General features: G+C 69.0%; 14 protein-coding genes. 8 read left to right on the top strand and 6 right to left on the bottom strand.

The window, feature by feature from the left end:
* The first annotated feature begins 34 nt into the window (after positions 1-34).
* The 8 genes from WIX39_RS14455 to WIX39_RS14420 all read left to right on the top strand — a co-directional run bounded on the left by WIX39_RS14455 (position 35) and on the right by WIX39_RS14420 (position 7,230).
* On the top strand, positions 35-775 hold the full coding sequence (locus WIX39_RS14455) for a glutamine amidotransferase (RefSeq protein WP_409195272.1): 741 nt from the start codon (positions 35-37) through the stop codon (positions 773-775).
* A gap of 111 nt (positions 776-886) precedes the next feature.
* Complete coding sequence (locus WIX39_RS14450; RefSeq protein ID WP_106934925.1) at positions 887-1,525, top strand: CDP-alcohol phosphatidyltransferase family protein; 639 nt, start codon at positions 887-889, stop codon at positions 1,523-1,525.
* 27 nt (positions 1,526-1,552) lie between these two features.
* Positions 1,553-2,134, top strand: coding sequence for a glutathione S-transferase family protein (locus WIX39_RS14445; RefSeq protein WP_081266686.1), 582 nt, complete (start codon positions 1,553-1,555; stop codon positions 2,132-2,134).
* Between the two features lie 94 nt (positions 2,135-2,228).
* The gene (locus tag WIX39_RS14440) at positions 2,229-4,631 is read left to right on the top strand and encodes an acylase (protein WP_409195271.1); all 2,403 of its coding nucleotides are present in this window, start codon (positions 2,229-2,231) and stop codon (positions 4,629-4,631) included.
* A gap of 13 nt (positions 4,632-4,644) precedes the next feature.
* Positions 4,645-5,295, top strand: a complete 651-nt coding sequence (locus WIX39_RS14435; RefSeq protein ID WP_409195270.1) for a histidine phosphatase family protein — start codon at positions 4,645-4,647, stop codon at positions 5,293-5,295.
* Between the two features lie 58 nt (positions 5,296-5,353).
* Positions 5,354-6,316: a DnaJ C-terminal domain-containing protein gene (locus tag WIX39_RS14430; RefSeq protein ID WP_081266683.1), complete on the top strand. Its 963-nt coding sequence runs from the start codon at positions 5,354-5,356 to the stop codon at positions 6,314-6,316.
* Positions 6,317-6,318: 2 nt separating this feature from the next.
* Complete coding sequence (locus WIX39_RS14425) at positions 6,319-6,636, top strand: chaperone modulator CbpM (protein WP_081266682.1); 318 nt, start codon at positions 6,319-6,321, stop codon at positions 6,634-6,636.
* A 9-nt stretch (positions 6,637-6,645) separates the two neighbouring features.
* Positions 6,646-7,230 carry a DNA-3-methyladenine glycosylase I gene (locus WIX39_RS14420; protein ID WP_409195269.1) on the top strand — a complete coding sequence of 195 codons (585 nt, stop codon included), beginning with the start codon at positions 6,646-6,648 and terminating at the stop codon, positions 7,228-7,230.
* A 76-nt stretch (positions 7,231-7,306) separates the two neighbouring features.
* Here the strand turns inward: WIX39_RS14420 and WIX39_RS14415 are convergent, their stop codons facing one another.
* From WIX39_RS14415 to WIX39_RS14390, 6 genes are all read right to left on the bottom strand, one after another.
* Positions 7,307-7,660, bottom strand: coding sequence for an alpha/beta hydrolase (locus tag WIX39_RS14415; RefSeq protein ID WP_081266769.1), 354 nt, complete (start codon positions 7,658-7,660; stop codon positions 7,307-7,309).
* Between the two features lie 220 nt (positions 7,661-7,880).
* Complete coding sequence (locus tag WIX39_RS14410) at positions 7,881-8,849, bottom strand: Bug family tripartite tricarboxylate transporter substrate binding protein (protein ID WP_106934930.1); 969 nt, start codon at positions 8,847-8,849, stop codon at positions 7,881-7,883.
* Positions 8,850-8,991: 142 nt separating this feature from the next.
* The gene (locus tag WIX39_RS14405) at positions 8,992-9,846 is read right to left on the bottom strand and encodes a hypothetical protein (RefSeq protein WP_106934931.1); all 855 of its coding nucleotides are present in this window, start codon (positions 9,844-9,846) and stop codon (positions 8,992-8,994) included.
* A gap of 43 nt (positions 9,847-9,889) precedes the next feature.
* Complete coding sequence (locus WIX39_RS14400; RefSeq protein ID WP_234382670.1) at positions 9,890-10,561, bottom strand: DUF1345 domain-containing protein; 672 nt, start codon at positions 10,559-10,561, stop codon at positions 9,890-9,892.
* Between the two features lie 120 nt (positions 10,562-10,681).
* Entirely contained in the window at positions 10,682-11,464 is a 783-nt protein-coding gene (locus tag WIX39_RS14395; RefSeq protein WP_106934932.1) for a Crp/Fnr family transcriptional regulator, read from the bottom strand.
* A 186-nt stretch (positions 11,465-11,650) separates the two neighbouring features.
* A complete protein-coding gene (locus WIX39_RS14390; RefSeq protein WP_409195268.1) occupies positions 11,651-16,372 on the bottom strand; it encodes a beta strand repeat-containing protein in 4,722 nt (1,573 codons plus the stop codon).
* Between the last annotated feature and the right edge of the window lie 11 nt (positions 16,373-16,383).

Here is a 16,383-nt window from a genome sequence, read left to right as displayed (position 1 = left end):
CGGGGCCGCAGCGCACCTGCGGCATGATCGCGTCATGGACAACAGCCCCCCGCTCCCCCTCGTCATCGTCAAGGTCGGAGGCACCTTCGACGCGCTGCGCGCCCGCCGTGGCGACTTCGAACACTGGGTTGCCGACGGACTCGGCACGCAGACACTTCCCATCCTGGTGATCGACCCGCGCCGCGGCGACACCCTGCCCGACCCCGTCCAGGTGGCCGGCGTGGTCGTCACCGGCTCGCATGCGATGGTGTCGCACCGCGAACCGTGGAGCGAAACCACGGCCGCATGGCTCGCCAAGGCCGTGGCGCTCGACACGCCGGTGCTCGGCATCTGCTACGGGCACCAGCTGCTGGCGCATGCCCTCGGCGGCGAGGCCGGCAACCATCCGGGCGGCGCGGAGGTCGGCACGGTGACGGTGTCGCTCACCGAGGCAGCCGCCACCGACCCGCTGCTGGGCGGCCTGCCCGCGCAGTTTCCGGCCAACGCGGTGCACTGGCAGAGCGCGCTGCGCCTGCCCGAAGGCGCGGTGCCGCTGGCCGCCAGCGCGCATGAGCCGGTGCATGCCTTTCGCGCAGGCAAGCACGCCTGGGGCGTGCAGTTCCATCCGGAATTCGACGCCGAGGCGATGCGCGGCTACATCGACAACCTGCGCGGCGAACTGACCGCCATGGGCGCCGACCCGCAAGCGCTGCGCAACGGCGTGAGCGAGACCGGCACGGCCGCCAGCCTGCTCGGTCGCTTTGCGCGGATCGCCGAGGCGCGCCAGGGCGTTTGAGCCCGATCGGGGTCCATCGCGGCCCTCTGTAGCCGTCGGACCGCGACTACAAGGAGCATCCGGCGCTTGGGTTAAGGTGCGGTCCATTCGCCCATCGCTCCACACCTTTCCATGACCACTCCCTCGCCCGCGCCGGCCCGCAAGCATTTTTCGATGATCCGGGAATTCCACCTGGCCGACGTCTTCACGCTCGGCAATGCGGCATGCGGGGTGGGCGCGGTGTTCCTGGCAATGGCCTTCATGGCCAGCCAGTCGCTCCCGCAGTTCCTGTGGGCGGCGGCGCTGGCGCCCGCGGCCTTCATCTTCGACGTGTTCGACGGGCGCATCGCGCGCTGGCGGCAGACGCAGTCGGCCCTGGGCCGCGAACTCGACTCGCTGGCCGACATCATTTCCTTCGGCGTGGCGCCGGCCGCGCTGGGCTTTGCGGCGGGGCTGAACGGCGGCTGGGACTGCGTGCTGCTGATCTATTTCGTCGGCTGCGGCGTGAGCCGGCTCGCGCGCTACAACGTGACGGCCGAGGCGCTGTCCGCCGGCGCCGACAAGGTGAAGTATTTCGAGGGCACGCCCATTCCCACCAGCGTGGTGCTGGTGGCCGTGCTGGCCTATGCCGCGTGGCAGGGCAGCATCGGTGCATCGGCGTGGGGCGGCGCCTGGACCATCGGCCCGTGGCAGCTGCATCCGCTGGTGCTGATGTTCGCGCTCTCGGGCACGCTGATGATCAGCAAGACCCTGCGCATTCCGAAGTTCTGAGTTCCGCCAGACCCAGGAGACACCGCGATGACCATGAAGCTCTACTTCGACCCGCAAAGCCGCTCGCAGGTCGCCAAATGGATGCTCGACGAGACCGGCGCGCCCTATGAGATCGTGACCACGCTCATCCGCGAGAAGGCGCACAAGAAGCCCGAGTACCTGAAGATCAACCCGGCGGGCAAGCTGCCCGCGCTGGTGGACGGCCGCGCGCGCGTGTTCGAGAACGCGGCCATCTGCATGTACCTGGCCGAGAAGTTTCCCGGCAAGCGGCTGGCACCGCCTGTCGGCTCGGTCGACCGGGGGCGCTACCTGTCGCTGATGGTCTATTCGACCTCGCAGCTCGAGCCCGCGATGGGCGACAGCCTCTTGAAGATCCGCAGCAACAACAGCGCCCGCGGCTGGACCGACTTCGAGGCCGCCAAGGATGCGGTCGAGCGCGAACTCGGCGACGGGCCCTACCTGTTCGGCTCGCAGTTCACGGCGGCCGACGTGATGATCGGCTCCATGTTCATCTGGCACCGCGCATTCGGCGGCCGCTCGAACCGCCCGAAGATCGACGCCTACATCAACCGGCTGCAGGCCCGCCCCAAGGGCATGAAATTCGGCTGAATACGGCGCGGCATGCCGCGCTGGTGACATCGCGCGGCAAAGGCTCGTCCTTTAATCGGCTTGCTTGTTCCATTCCAACAATAGAGACGCCCGCATGACATCGAAGAACGCCACGCCCTCCCGCTTTGCGCTCACTGCCCTTTCCATGGGCCTGGCCGCCCTGCTCGCCGGCTGCGCGAGCACGCCGCCGCCCGGCGGGCGCAGCGTGACCATCGAGCGCACCACCTTCGGCATCGCGCACATCACCGCGCCCGACTACGAAGGGCTGGCGTACGGCAGCGCCTATGCGCATGCGCAGGACAACGTCTGCCAGACCGCCGAACACCTGCTCACGCTGCGCGGCGACCGCTCGCAGTTCCTGGGGCCGCAGAACACCGGCGACCTGGGCCTGGGCCGCGCGCCGAATGCGCAGATCGACCTGTTCATCCGCTATCACATGGACGACGCGGCACTGGCGCGCGCGGGCGCCACCACCAGCCCCGACGTGCAGGCAGCGCTGCGCGGCTACGTGGCCGGCTACAACCGCTACCTGCAGGATGCCGGCCCGAATGGCCTGCCCGCCGAGTGCCGCGGCAAGCCCTGGGTGCGGCCGATGACGGCGGCAGACCTGTCGCGCGCCACCGAGATGTCGATGATCCAGGGCGGCGTGGGCGCGCTGGCCGGCGCGGTGCTGGCCGCAGTGCCGCCCGCCCCCGGCGCCAGGACGAGCGCCGCGCCGGTCGCGCTGAAGGAAGCCGTCGCCGAAATCGGCCGCCACAGCTTCAACGCCAACCCCGAGGGCGGCGAACTCGGCTCCAACGGCTGGGCGTTCGGGCGCAACGCCACGCCGGACGGCCGTGGCCTGCTGCTGGGCAACCCGCACTTCCCCTGGACCGGCACCAACCGCTTCTGGGAAATGCACCTCACCATTCCCGGCAAGGTCGACGTGATGGGCGCCACCGGCGGCCTGAGCCCGGTGGTGGCCATCGGCTTCAACAAGGACGTGGCCTGGACGCACACCGTGTCGACGGGCAAGCGCTTCACGCTGTACGAGCTGAAGCTCGACCCCAGCGACCCGACGGTGTACCTGGTCGACGGCCAGCCGAAGAAGATGGTGGCGCGCACCGTGGTGCTGCCGGCCGCGGCAACGGGCGGCAGCGCCGCGCCGCTGCAGCACACCTTCTATTCGACCGACTGGGGCCCGGTGATCTCGCTGCCGCGCGCCGGCCTGGGCTGGACCGCGCAGAAGGCCTACGCCATCCGCGACGCCAACACGCTGAACGTGCGCTCGGCCGAAAGCTGGATGAAGATGGCCCAGGCCCGCAACGTGGCCGAGCTGCGCGCCGCCATGGGCAACCAGGGCATGCCGTGGATCAACACTATCGCGGCCGACCGTGACGGCAACGCCATGTACGCCGACCTGTCGGTGGTGCCAGACGTGTCGGCCGACATGCTCAAGGCCTGCGCGCCCTCGCCCGCCGCCGCCGCGCTGCTCAATGCGGCCGGGCTGCCGGTGCTCGACGGTTCGCGCAGCGCCTGCGCCTGGAACCGCGACAGCGCGGCCGCCGCGCCCGGCGTCATCGCGCCGGCCCGCATGCCGGTGGTCATCACGCCGGACTACGTGCAGAACAGCAACGACAGCTTCTGGCTCAGCAACCCCGAGACCGCGCCGATGGCGGGCGTCTCGCCGCTCGTAGGCCCCGTGGGCGTGCCGCAGCGGCTGCGCACGCGCAGCGCCATCATGGAAATCCGGGGCCGCCTGGCGGGCAGCGACGGCCTGCCCGGCAACCGCATGGGCGCGGCCGAGCTGCGCAGCGTGATCTTCCGCGACAAGAACCTCGCCGGCATGCTGGTGATGGACGACCTGCAGGCCGCCTGCCGGGCCAGTGCCGGCACGCTGAATGCCGACCAGGCCCTGGGCTGCCGCGTGCTGTCGGCCTGGGACCGCACCAGCAATGCCGATTCGAAGGGCGCGGCGCTGTTCCGCGAGTTCTGGCGCAAGACCAAGGACGTGCCGAAGGTCTGGCGCGTGCCCTTCGACCCCACCCAACCCGTGGCGACGCCGGCCGGCCTCGACATGGCCGCGCCCGCCACGCGCGACGCGGTGTTCAAGGCGCTGGGCGAGGCGGTCGGCATCCTGCGCACCGCCGGCTTCGCAGCCGACGTGCCGCTGGGCGTGCCGCAATCGCGCCTGGTGCGCGGCCAGAAGATCGCGCTGCATGGCGGCGACGAGTTCGAGGGCGTGCTCAACAAGCTGGAGTCGCAGGGCCAGTCGCTGATCGACCCGAAGGGCTACAACGTCAACTACGGCAGCAGCTACATGCAGGTCGTGACCTTCGACGCCAACGGTCCGGTCGCCCAGGGCCTGCTGACCTACGGCCAGAGCAGCGACCCGGCCTCGCCGCGCGCCTTCGACCAGCTGCCGCTGTTCGCGGCCAAGCAGTGGCACCCGCTGCCGTTCCACCCCGCCGACGTGCGGGCACAGCGCGAGGGCGCGCCGCTGCAGCTCGCGTACTGACATCATTTCGCCCATGCCGCAACAGACTTCCCCTTCCCACACCGCCGCGAGCGGGCTCGACGAGCTGATCCGCATCGCGGCGGCGCAGCCGCTCGCGCCGGCCTGCGACCATTTCTACTTCCTGCGCCACGGCCAGACCGGGCGCAATGCGCAGCGCATCTTCCAGGCGCCGGACGAGCCGCTGAGCGAACTCGGCCTGCAGCAGGCGGCACGCGCCGCCGGGCTGCTGGCGGGCGAGCCGATCCGCACCATCGTCTGCAGCGATGCGCGGCGCGCCTTCGACACCGCGAACACGGTGGCCGCCGCGCTGCGGCTGGCGCCCACGGCCCACGAAGCGCTGCGAGAGCGCAATTTCGGCGCGTTGATCGGCACCTCGTCGGCCAACATCGACTGGGCCTGCGAGCCCGAGGGCGGCGAGACGCTCACGCAGTTCGTCGTGCGCAAGCGCGCCGCGCTCGACGCGGCCCTGCGCCAGCCCGCCCCGGTGCTGGTGGTGGCGCACGGCGGCACGCTGTATGCACTGGCCGCGCTGCTGGGCGTGCCGGTCGATTTCAAGCTCCTGGGCAATGCGCAGCCATTGCGTTTCGAACGCAGCGGCCCCACATGGGCCGTGACGCCGCTGCTGCGGCATGCAGACACAGACGGCGAGGCGGCCCTGGCCTAGCACCCCGCGAAGCGCCCCGAGCCATACCAGCCGTCCATACAACGAACCGCCACACACCATGGAATTCAAGGACTACTACAGCGCTCTGGGCATCGACCGCACCGCGTCCGACGACGAGGTGCGCAAGGCCTATCGCAAGCTCGCCCGCAAGTACCACCCCGACGTCAGCAAGGAGCCCGACGCCGAGAAGCGCATGCGCGACATCAACGAGGCCAAGGACGTACTGGGCGACAAGGAAAAACGCGCCGCCTACGACGCGCTGGCCGAGCGCGTCGCGCGCGGCGGCAGCCCCGACGGCCACTTCCAGCCGCCGCCGGGCTGGGACGAAGGCTTCGAGTTCCACCGCGGCCCCAACCAGGGCCCCGCGGACCACGCCGACTTCAGCGAGTTCTTCTCTTCGCTCTTCGGCGAGGCCGAGCGGCGCGGCGCCACGCGCAAGAACTACAAGGCGCGCGGCGAAGACCACCACGCGGCCATCGAGATCGCCCTCGAAGACGCGCTCAACGGCGCCGAGCGCGAGATCACGCTGCGCGCGCAGACGCTCGACGCGCAGGGCCATCCCCATTGGGAGAACCGCACGCTCAGCGTGAAGATTCCGCCGGGCGTGCATCCGGGCCAGTTCATCCGCCTCGCGGGGCAAGGCATGCCCGGCCACGGCGGCGAGCCTCCGGGCGACCTGTACCTCGAAGTGCGCATCGCGCCGCACAAGCTGTACCGCGTGGAAGAGCGCGACCTGTACATGACGCTGCCCGTCACGCCCGCCGAGGCGGCGCTGGGCGCGCAAGTGCAGGTGCCGACGCCGACCGGCGGCCTGGTCGAGGTGACCGTGCCCCGCAATGCGCGCGGCGGCATGAAGCTGCGGCTCAAGGGCCGGGGCCTCGCGGGCAAGACGCCCGGCGACCTGTACCTGCTGATCGAAATCGCGCTGCCGCCCGCCGACAGCGACGATGCCCGCAAGGCCTACGAGCAGCTGGCGCAAGCCACGGCATCGTTCAACCCACGCCAGCATCTGGGAGTCTGAGCATGGTGAATTTCACACTCACGACCGCCACCGCCATCAGCGCCTCGCAGCCGCTCGCGGCCAGCGACCTGGCGCATGCCGTGGGCGCAGACACCGCATGGGTGGTGCAACTGGTCGAGGTCGGCATCCTTCGCATCGAAACGCCCGAGACACAGCCCGAGCGCTGGCAGTTCTCGAGCACCGACCTGCAATACGCACTCGAGGCGCGCCGCCTGGAACGCGACTTCGGCGTGGGGCTGGACGCGGCGGCGCTGATCCTCGACCTGCAGCACGAAGTGCGGCGGCTGAAGGCGATGCTGCACGCGCACAGGCTGGGCTAGGCGGGCGGGATGAGCCAGCAGCCCCCGAAAATCCGATGCGCCTGGGCCCAGACCGACCCGCTTCTGGCCGCCTACCACGACGCCGAATGGGGTGTGCCCGAGCACGATAGCCGCGCGCTGTGGGAGAAGCTCATGCTCGACGGCTTCCAGGCCGGCCTGTCGTGGCTCACCATCCTGCGCAAGCGCGACGCATTCCGCAAAGCCTTCAAGGGCTTCGTGCCGGAGAAGATCGTCAAGTTCACCGAAGCCGACATCGAGCGGCTCATGCAGGACGCCGGCATCGTGCGCTCGCGCTCGAAGATCGAGGCCACCATCGGCAACGCGCGCGCCTACCTCGCCATGCAGGCGGCGGGCGAAGACTTCTCTGAATTCATCTGGGGTATGGCGGGCGGCAAGCCCATCGTGAACCGCACCGGAAGCGTGCCTGTGAAGACGCCGCTGTCGGAGGAAATCTCCGCCGCACTGAAAAAGCGCGGCTTCAAGTTCGTCGGGCCGGTGATCGTCTACGCATGGATGCAGGCCACCGGCATCGTCGACGACCACGCCGCGGACTGCCACCGGCACGGCGCCAGGCACAAAGCCAGGCCCCAATGAAAAAACCGGACGCTGCTTTCGCAGGTCCGGTTTTTCATTGGCTTGTGACCGAAGCGGCTTGCGCCGCCTTCATCGATTACAGGCCGGCTTGGCGCGTGAAGCTCAGGCTCTTGGCTTGAGCGGGGATCACGCTGCCGGCGAAGGTTTCGGGGCGCAGGTTCTGGCCCGGTGCGTGTGCAGCGGCGACGGCCTGGCTACGAACGGTGGCGCGGTCGACGGAAGCGGCCAGGACCGGGGTTGCGGTCGATGCGGCGCCTTCGTTGTCGCCGTAGGCGTTGCCGGCACGGGCGGCTGCCACGGCTTGGGGCGCCACGTCGGCGCGGCTGTAGCCGGAGGTCAGGGGCTGCACGCCTTCGTAGGTTTCTGCGTGGGCGCCAGCGGCGGCGAGCAGGGACAGAGCGGCGGCGGCGAGGATGTTCGAGGTCTTCATTTCAATTTCCTTCTTCATTGGGCTTTTGAGTGCCTCAAGTGTGCACCACGATTCCTAGGGAAAACCCTATTCAATCGAACCGCAGTGTTCATGAAATTGAAACAATGACGAGGAACTTTCTGACGCCGCTAACTCAATTGCCCTTTCATGCGCTGGAAACGTGCCGATTTGCGTATCCGCTCGCGGCTCGACAAGCTGCATGCACATTGCGTGCCAGTTGCTAGTCTTCCTTCATGCCCGTGGCCTTGACCACGCCGCCCAGCCGCACGCGCTCTTCGTCGACGAACTTGGTGAAGCTCGCCCGCGTGCCGCCGATAGGCTCGATGCCCATGCCCTTCAGGCGCTCGACCGTGGCCGGGGCCTTCATCGCGGCGTCGACGGCCGCGGCCATCTTGTCCAGGATGGCGTCGGGCGTGCCGCGCGGCGCATGCACGCCGGCCCAGTGGGCGATGCGGATCTCGGGGAAGCCCTCTTCCGCCGCCGTCGGCAGGTCGGGGTAGGCCGAAATGCGCTGTGTCCAGGTGCCGGCCAGCGCCTTCAGCTTGCCGCTCTTCACATAGGGCAGCACCACGATGCTGGCTTCCGAGGTGGCCTCGACCTGGCTGCCGAGCACCGCGGTGATCGACTCCGAACCGCTCTTGTAGGGCACAACGTCGAGCTTGCTGCCGTACTTCGTCTCGAGAATGCCTTCGACGAAATGCGGCGTGCTGCCCGTGCCCGCGGTGGCCCAGTGGAAGCCGCCGCCGGACTTCTTGGAGGCCGCGACGAACTCCTTCAAGTCTTTGTAGGGCGCATTGGCCGGCACCACGATGACCGAAGGCGCCAGACCGATCATTGCAACCGGCACCAGCGCATCGTCCTTGTACGGCATGCTCTTCTTGATCATGCTGTTCGACACCACGCCGGCCGCGCTCACGAGAAAGGTGTAGCCGTCAGGGGCGCTCTTGGCGACCACGTCGGCCCCCAGGATCGCGCCCGCGCCGGGCTTGTTGTCGACGATGACCGGCTGGCCGAGCTGCTTCGACGCGCCCTCGGCCGCCGCGCGCGCCATCAGGTCGTTGGCGCCGCCAGCGGAAAAGGGAACGACCAGCCGGATCGGCTTGGTGGGCCATGCCTGGGCGGCGGCGCCCTGTGCGATCACCGACACGGCAAGCCCGATGGCCAGCGAAACAATGCGGATGGGAAACATGAGTGAGGTCTCCTGTGTTGTTGTGGGATATGAGGAAGAAGGATCGAACCCGGGACGCCGGGCGTTTTCATGATGCCACGCGCCTCCGGATATGCGACGGCGACCGCCAGGGGCCGCCCCTGCGGCAACGCGGGTGCTGCGCTCAGGAGCGCGGCCAGCCGCGTATCAGCGTGCGCAGCGCCACCCCGCCGCTGCCCTTGACCTCGGCGCGGTAGGTTCCCACCAGCGCCTCGCGCTCGGCCGCCGCCTGCGGCTCGTTGCGCCAGGCCAGCAAGGCGGCCACGTCTTCGTCGGGCGACGCGGCCAGCAGCGCCTGCGTGACCTGCTTTTCGAATTCGCGCGCCACGATCATCAGGTTGCGCGGGCGCGTCGAAGTCACGCCGCGCGACCACAGGGTGTCCAGCGCCATGTCGAGCGTGCTGTCGGGCAAGGCGCTGAGCTGGCCGCCGTTGCCGCGCGCCAGCTGCTTGACCACCGCGCTCATCAGCAGCTGGCTCGAGAAATCGATTTCGCGCACGTCGCCCACGGCCATGCGTTCGAGCAGTTCGGTGCGCGCCGGGTCGGCCGGCTTGGCGCGTTCGCGGCTGAAGAATTCGGCCTTTCCGGCCTCGCTCATGGCGGCGTAGTCGGCGCGCAGCTTCGCGAAGCGGGCGACGGCGGCCAGCACCTGGGGGCTGGGCGCGGCACCGCCGTTGCCGGCAGATGCCACTTCCTGCTGGATTGCGGCCACGGAAGCCTTGGCGCTGAATGCCCGGCTGGCGGCGGCGTCGAGTGCCTTCAGGGCCTTGTCGGCGATGGCCTGGTCGTCGGGCTCCAGCAGCTCGCGCGCACCGCGCGCCACCGCGCCCGGCGCATACGAAGCCTGGTAGCGCGCCTGCACGCCTTCGAACTGCAGCAGCGCTTCCGCGCGGCTTTGCGCCCAACCCATCAAGGGGGCCAGCAGCAACGCAAGCAACAGAAAGAAACGGGTCGGGGAAAGTCGGTTCGAAGAAGGCATGGCGCCATTATTGGCACGCCCGCATTTCCCCTCCCTTGGCCGCTCAGAACAGGCTTGCGCCGATGTTGATGAGCAGCGCCAGCACCGTCGTGTTGAACAGGTACGCGAGGATGCAGTGCACCGAGCCGATGCGCCGCAGGGGCTTCGACACGAAGGACACATCCGCCGTCTGCCCCGAAGTGCCGATCACTGCCGAGAAGTAGAAGAAGTCGCCATAGGTCGGCACCTCGTCATCGGGAAACTGCAGCCCCGGCTTGCGCCCCTTGCTGACTGCCGCGTAGTAGTCGTGCGCATAGTGCAGCGTGAACATCATCTGCGTGAAGGCCCACGACGACATGACCGTGAGCCCGGCCAGCGCGATGTGCGCGATCTTCTCGAAGCCGTGCATGTCCTTAACCACCGCCAGCTCCCCGCCGATGGCCGCGAGGCTCGCGATGGCAGACACCACCACCAGCACGAGGATGACGATCTGCCCCTCGTCCTGCAGCTGCGCGCGGTAGCGCATGTGCTGCGGCGACGACCGGATCATCATCGTCGCGGCCAGTGCCACGTAGAGGCATGCGCCGGTGTTCCATGCGATGAGCAGCCGCGTGACCAGGTGGGCCTCGATGGCCGACGGCAGCAGGATGCCGACCGCGATGGCGATGGCCGCGGCAATGAAGAGCCGCGGCCGCGCGACCAGCGGGCGAAGAAGTGGGTGTCTTGAAGTTTTCATGTGGATCCGCAGAACGCCGTCGAGGATACGGCGCGCGCGCCGAACTGGCGACTGCGGGCGAAACTTCATCCACGCCCCAGGTTCATCTCATGGAAAGCCTCGCAGGTGCAGGCAAGCTGATCAGGGCCGTCCGGATTTGCCGGTCCGGTCGGCCGAGCCGCGCGAGCCGTCGAGCATGTCGGGCGCGAACATCGGATTGCCCTGGTGCGGCTCGATGTGCGAGAGGTTTTCCTCCACCGGCAACAGGCCGCCGAAGTCGGTGGCCGCGAAATCGGCGTCCACGTGCACGCCGTGCTCGTCGCGTCGCACGAGGCCGCGGCTCTCCAGGTCGCGAATGGTCTTGTTGACCACCTCGCGCGAAAGGCCGGAGTAAGAGGCGATCACCGACTGGGTGATGCGCTTGTCGTAGCCGCCGGTCACGGCCGGGGCGAGCTGGGTCAGCTGGTGCAGCACGCGGCTGACCAGGTCTTCGGACGACAGCGCGGAAATGCGGCGCAGTTGCCCGCGAATGACCGACATGCGCTTCATGGCGAGCCCCAGCAGGCCGATGGCCACTTCCGGGTACTGGCCGCACAGCTTGCGCACGGCCGCCACGGGCACGAGGTAGACCGAAGACGGCAAGGCCGCGACGAGCGTCTGCATGGCCTGGTAGCGGTCTTCGGAGAATGAGGGGCTGAGAAAGAAGTCGTCCTGGCGAATGAAGTCGGTGGTGACGTCGCCGCCGTCTTCGCGGCCGTGCGCGACCACGCGCAAGAGGCCGCTCGCCACACAGTAGATGCGGTCCGTCCATTCGTCGGCGTTGAGCACGACGTCGTTGCGCCGGTACGAGCGCAACTCGCTGCACTGGACCAGGGCCGCGCGTTCGGCGGGCGGCACTTTGGCTATGAGGGGATGCAGATACATGGCTGAAGGTTTTCCTGGCGAGAGGGCAAGCCGGAAGCGATGTGGATCGATCCGGAACCGGCGTACGGCATTGCCCAACCCGGCATGGCCCCGCCCTTGGGGCCTGCGACGCCGGACCGCGCAAGCGGCCCGGGCGGACAAGAAGCCCCGGCGAGGGAAATCCCGCCGGGGCTGGAGCGGCAACCCTTAGCGGGCCGACGCGATCGTGGACACGGCGGAGTTGCCCACCGCCGTGGCGGTGACCTGGTTACCCGCGGCGCGCAGGGTGCTGCCGTTGGTCGCACCCGTCACGCCCACGCCGTAGTTCACACCAGTGGCCGTCGCGACGATGGCGCCGCTGTTGGTCTGGTAGTTGCCGATGGCGGCGGTCGGGCGACCGGTGGCCGGTGCCGTCACGGTCAGCGTGTTGGTCGCGCTGTTGCCGTACGCCTGCGCGGCCACGGTGTTGCCCGTGACAGCCGCCGTGCCGTTGATCAGGCCCGGCACGGTGCCCACGGCCTGGCCGTTGAGCGCGACCTGGTAAGTCCCCGTGGCGTTCGACGTCACCGCACCCGAGTTGCCCTGGGTGTTCAGCACGGCGGCCGTGGCCTGCGTGGTACCCAGCGTGCTGCCGGCCGTACCGGCGGTCGAGGTGCCGTAGCTGCTGCCGGCCGCGACGTTCAGCGCGTTGGTGGCCGCGTTGCCGCGCGCCAGCGACGTGGTGCTGTTGCCGTCGATCGTCACGCCGCTGTTCAGCGCCGCGGCCGAGGCCGGTGCGGTGCCGTTCAGCTGGAACGTGGCCGAGGTGGTGGCGTTGGACGCCACTGCCGCGGAGCTGCTCTGCGTGTTGACCAGGCCGGCGTTGGCGCCTTGCAGCGCCGCACCGTTCAGGGCCACGCTGTTGTCGGCGCGGTTGGCGGAGGCTTCTGCCGCGGTGCTGTTGCCGGTCACGGTCACGCTGCTGTTCGCCAGGCCCGCGGTGGCGGTTGCCACCTGGTCCTGGTTGTACAGGCGCGTGCTGGCCGCGCTGCTCACGCTGGTGGAGGCAACCTGGTTGTTGTTCAGCACATGGTCGCCGGTGGCGGTGGCCGGGTTCAGGGTCGCGTTGACGGCGGCGCCGACGGGCGTCACGTTGGTGCCGGTGACGGCCAGCGTGTTGGTCACGTCGTTGATCACGCCGAGCGACACGTTCTTGTTGCCCGAAAGAGCAACCGACGAGTTCGACACCGCACCCGGTGCGTACAGCTCGAGTGCCGAGCCGGCCGACACCGCAGCCGCGCTGCTCTGCTGCGACGCCAGCGCCGTGGTGGCCTGCACGCTGTTGCCGCTCAGTGCCACGCTGTTGGCCGCCGTGTTGGCGACCGCGCTGCCGCGCTGGCTGTTGTTCGACACGCTCAGGGTCGAGCCCGAGATGGCCGCGCCCGCGGTTGTGTCGATGGCATAGGTGCCGAACACGCTGGTCGTGAGACTTGCGCCTTCGTTCACCTGCTGCACGTTCGACAGCGCATGGTCGGCCTGCGCACCGGTGCCGGAACCCAGCGGCAGCGTGCCCGCCGTTGCCACGGTGGCGCCGCTGCCCGCAGCGATGTTGCCGCCGGTGACGGACACGCTGTTGGTGGCGGTGTTGCCGGTGACCGCGCCGTTGGCGGTGTTGCCGTTGACGCTCAGCTGCGAGTTGGTGACCGCGCCGGCCACGGCGACGGTGACGCCGCCCTGGTTCGGTACGGCTGCCGTTGCGGACGCGCCGGGGATCGTTGCGTTGAAGGGTACCGATTGTGACGCGTGCAAGTTGTCGTAGGTGGTCGTCGAAACGACGCCCAGGATGTTGGCGGGTGCCGTCAGCAGACCGGCGTTCGCACCCGTGCCAACCGCCCAGCCGTTCGAGGTCAGGTAAGTGATCTCTGCAGGCGTCAGGCTGGACTGCAACACACCCAGCGTGCCGCTCGTGATTGTCGTGTTGCCGCCAAGGGTGTTGCCACCGAGGGCTTCCGGATCCAGCACGTGCGCGTTGTAAGTGAACGGCGTCGAAGGCGTAGCCGGCGAGCCAGGCGTACCGGCCAGGCCGATCAGCGCATTCACGTCGGCACTCGTTCCTTGCGAGTTCTGCAGCGCGCCCGAGGTGGCGATAGTGGTGCCCGCAAGCGTCAGGCCGTTGGTGGCGCTGTTGCTCGTTGCGGCAGCGCTGGAGCTGTTGCCGTTGGACGCGACCGTGGAGCCCGTGACCGAGCCGCCGATGTCCGTGCGCACCTGTGCGGCGAGGGGCGAAGCCGGGTTCGTGGTCGTGTCACGCTGGGTGGCGGTGACAGAGCCCGAGCCGGTCTGCACGTTCTGCACGCTGAACGAAGCATCGGTGATCAGCTGCCCGACGTTCGACACGGCGCCCTGGCGAACACCGGCGGTGCTTGCGGTGGACAGCGAATTGCCCGTCACCGACAGCGTGTTGCCGCTCGCGCGGTTGCCGTAGGCCAGCGCCTGGATCTGGTTGGTCGACGTCGAGACCGAGGAGTTCGCAAGGTTGTCCTCGATGCTCGTGTTCACCACCGAGCCACCGGACGCGGCTGCCTCGACGGCACCGGCCGCGTTCTGCACGCTGGTCACGTTCGCCACCGACGAGAAGCCGGTGGTCGTCACGCCGGTGCCCAGCGCGAGCTTCGCGCCGTTGGCCACGTCGTTGCCGTAGGCCGCGCCGACGAAGGCGTTGCCTTCGTTGGTGACGGTGCCGCGCGTGACGTTGCCTTCAACCAGCACTTGCAGTGCGCTCACCGGCAGGAGCTGCGCGGTGCCCGATGCGCTGGCGGTCACGTCGCCGAGCGCCGACTGGCTGCTCAGCACGCCGTAGCCGGCGCTGACGTTGTTGCCGGCAGCGAACACGACCGAAGCGGGTCCACCCGCCGCAGCCACGTTGGCGCCGTTGGCCGCAACGTTCAGAGTGTTGGATGCCGAATTGGCGTAGCCGACAGCGCGCTGCAGGTTGTTGGTCAGCGCCACGCTGGTGTCGGTCGAATGCGTGCCGAGGTACGCGGTGGCCGTGGCACCGACGAGTTCGGCCTGCACCGGCGAGTTGCCGTCGACGACCTGCACATTGGCCACGCCGGCGCCCGAGCCCACGCTGGTGCCGGTCAGCGACAGCGCATTGCCCGCGCTGTTGCCGACAGCCACTGCTTCCTGGGTGTTGCCGTTGACCGCGAAGGCACTCGCCTTGATGGTGTCGCCGCCGGTGCCGCGCGAATCGGCGCTCAGGCCGAGGACGGAGAGAGCGTTCGTGGCGCTGACCGCGGCGCCGTAGTTGCCTTGCAGGTTCGACACCGTTGCTGCGCCGTTGGCGTTCACGTTGCCGTCGGGCGTACTGCCGCCGTTGAGGAATGCGGTCCCGACCAGGGGCATTGCATTCGCTTCGAGCGACAGGTTCTGGCTCACGCTGCTGCCATAAGCGGTGGCCGCGATGCGGTTGTTGCCCACGGTCAGCGTGCTGGCGTTGTTGGTGCCGTTCTCGGAACCGGAGATCACGCCGACAGCCGACGGGCCGGTGCTGGCTTCCACGCTGGCGCGGTAGTTGCTCTGCTGGCTGGCCAGCGCGGCGGTGGCTGCAAATGCAGCCGCGTTATTTCCGCTGGCAATGGCGCTGGAAGCCGCGTTGCCGGTGGCTGCCGAGGTCACGCTGTTGCCCGAAAGGTTGACCGAGCCGTTGTCGATCGACTGCACCGCGGCACCGATGAACGTGCCCTGCGTCTGGCTGGAAAGCGAGACGCCGACATTGCCCTGGCTGTTGAGAATCGCCAGGTCGGCCGCCACGACGTTCGACAAGGCGCCGCCGTTGAAGCTTGCGTTGTTGAAGCCCGGGCCGCCGGAGCCGGTGACGGACATGCCGTCGCCCAGCACGATCCGGTTGCCCGCCACGCCCGCCGCGCCCAGCGACTCATTGCCGGTGACCGCGCTCGACACGGTGTTGCCCTGGACCGAGAGACCGCCCGTCAGCGTGTTGGTGACGCCCGGGGCGTTGCCGGCCACGGTCGCGCCGATGGTCGTGCCTTCGGTGACAGCGCTGTGGGTCACGCCGACGCCGGCAGCCTGGTTCAGCTGCAGGTTCGACACGACGGCCGAGCCGACGAACGTCGGCGCGCCGCCGGGCTGGATGCTGGCCGTGCTGGTCGCGGCGTTGCCCTTGAGAGTGGCCGAGACCGTGTTGTTGTCGAGCACCGGACCGGCAGTCACGGTGGCGATGGCGGGCGAGGTCAGGCTCAGCGTGACCTCGTTCTCGCCGGCCGTCGCGCTGGAGGCGGCGCCCGTGCCCATCTGCGCCGAAGTGATGGCGATGCTGCCTTGCGCGGTGGCGGAGTTGCCGCCGGGCGTGTAGCTGATGCTCGTGATGCCTGCCGTCCCGGAGGTGTAGTCGTTCGGCACCGTGCCGGCGATCGTCGAGGCGCCGCTGTTCAGCGTGGTGCTGGCCGCGATGGTGTTGGCCGTGTTCGAAGCGCTGCCGCTGGTGAAGCCGGTCAGGTCGACCTTCACGACGTTGTTGTTGGCGGTGCTCGACACCACGCCGCTGTTGGTCTGCACGCCGAGCGAAGCCGAGCCTTCGGCGCTCGAGTCGGGAGCATTGCCGGTCAGCGACAGGTCGATCGAGTTGGTGAAGGTGTTGCCGATGGCGGTGGGCTTGACCTGGTTGTTGGTCGTCGTGTTGCTGGTGCCGGCCTGCGGGCCGACCACGGTGACGCCGGTCGTCGTGTCCGAGGTGTCGGCGGAAACACCGACGGTGTTGCCCTGCACGCTCTGCACGGTCTTGTGGCCCGTGACCGTCACTGTGGACGGGGTGCCGAAGCTCACATCGGCGGCTTGCGCGCCGCTGCCCATCAGCATGGCGAGCACTGCAAGGCCGACGCTGCCGAGCGCCGGGGTGCCGGCGCCGTGATTCTTGCGATTCTTCTTCATGGATTTTCCTT

Source organism: Variovorax sp. AB1(2024) (assembly GCF_037482385.2).
Lineage (GTDB): Bacteria > Pseudomonadota > Gammaproteobacteria > Burkholderiales > Burkholderiaceae_C > Variovorax.
Note: the sequence above shows the minus strand (reverse complement) of the source record. Positions and strands in the feature narration are given on the sequence as shown.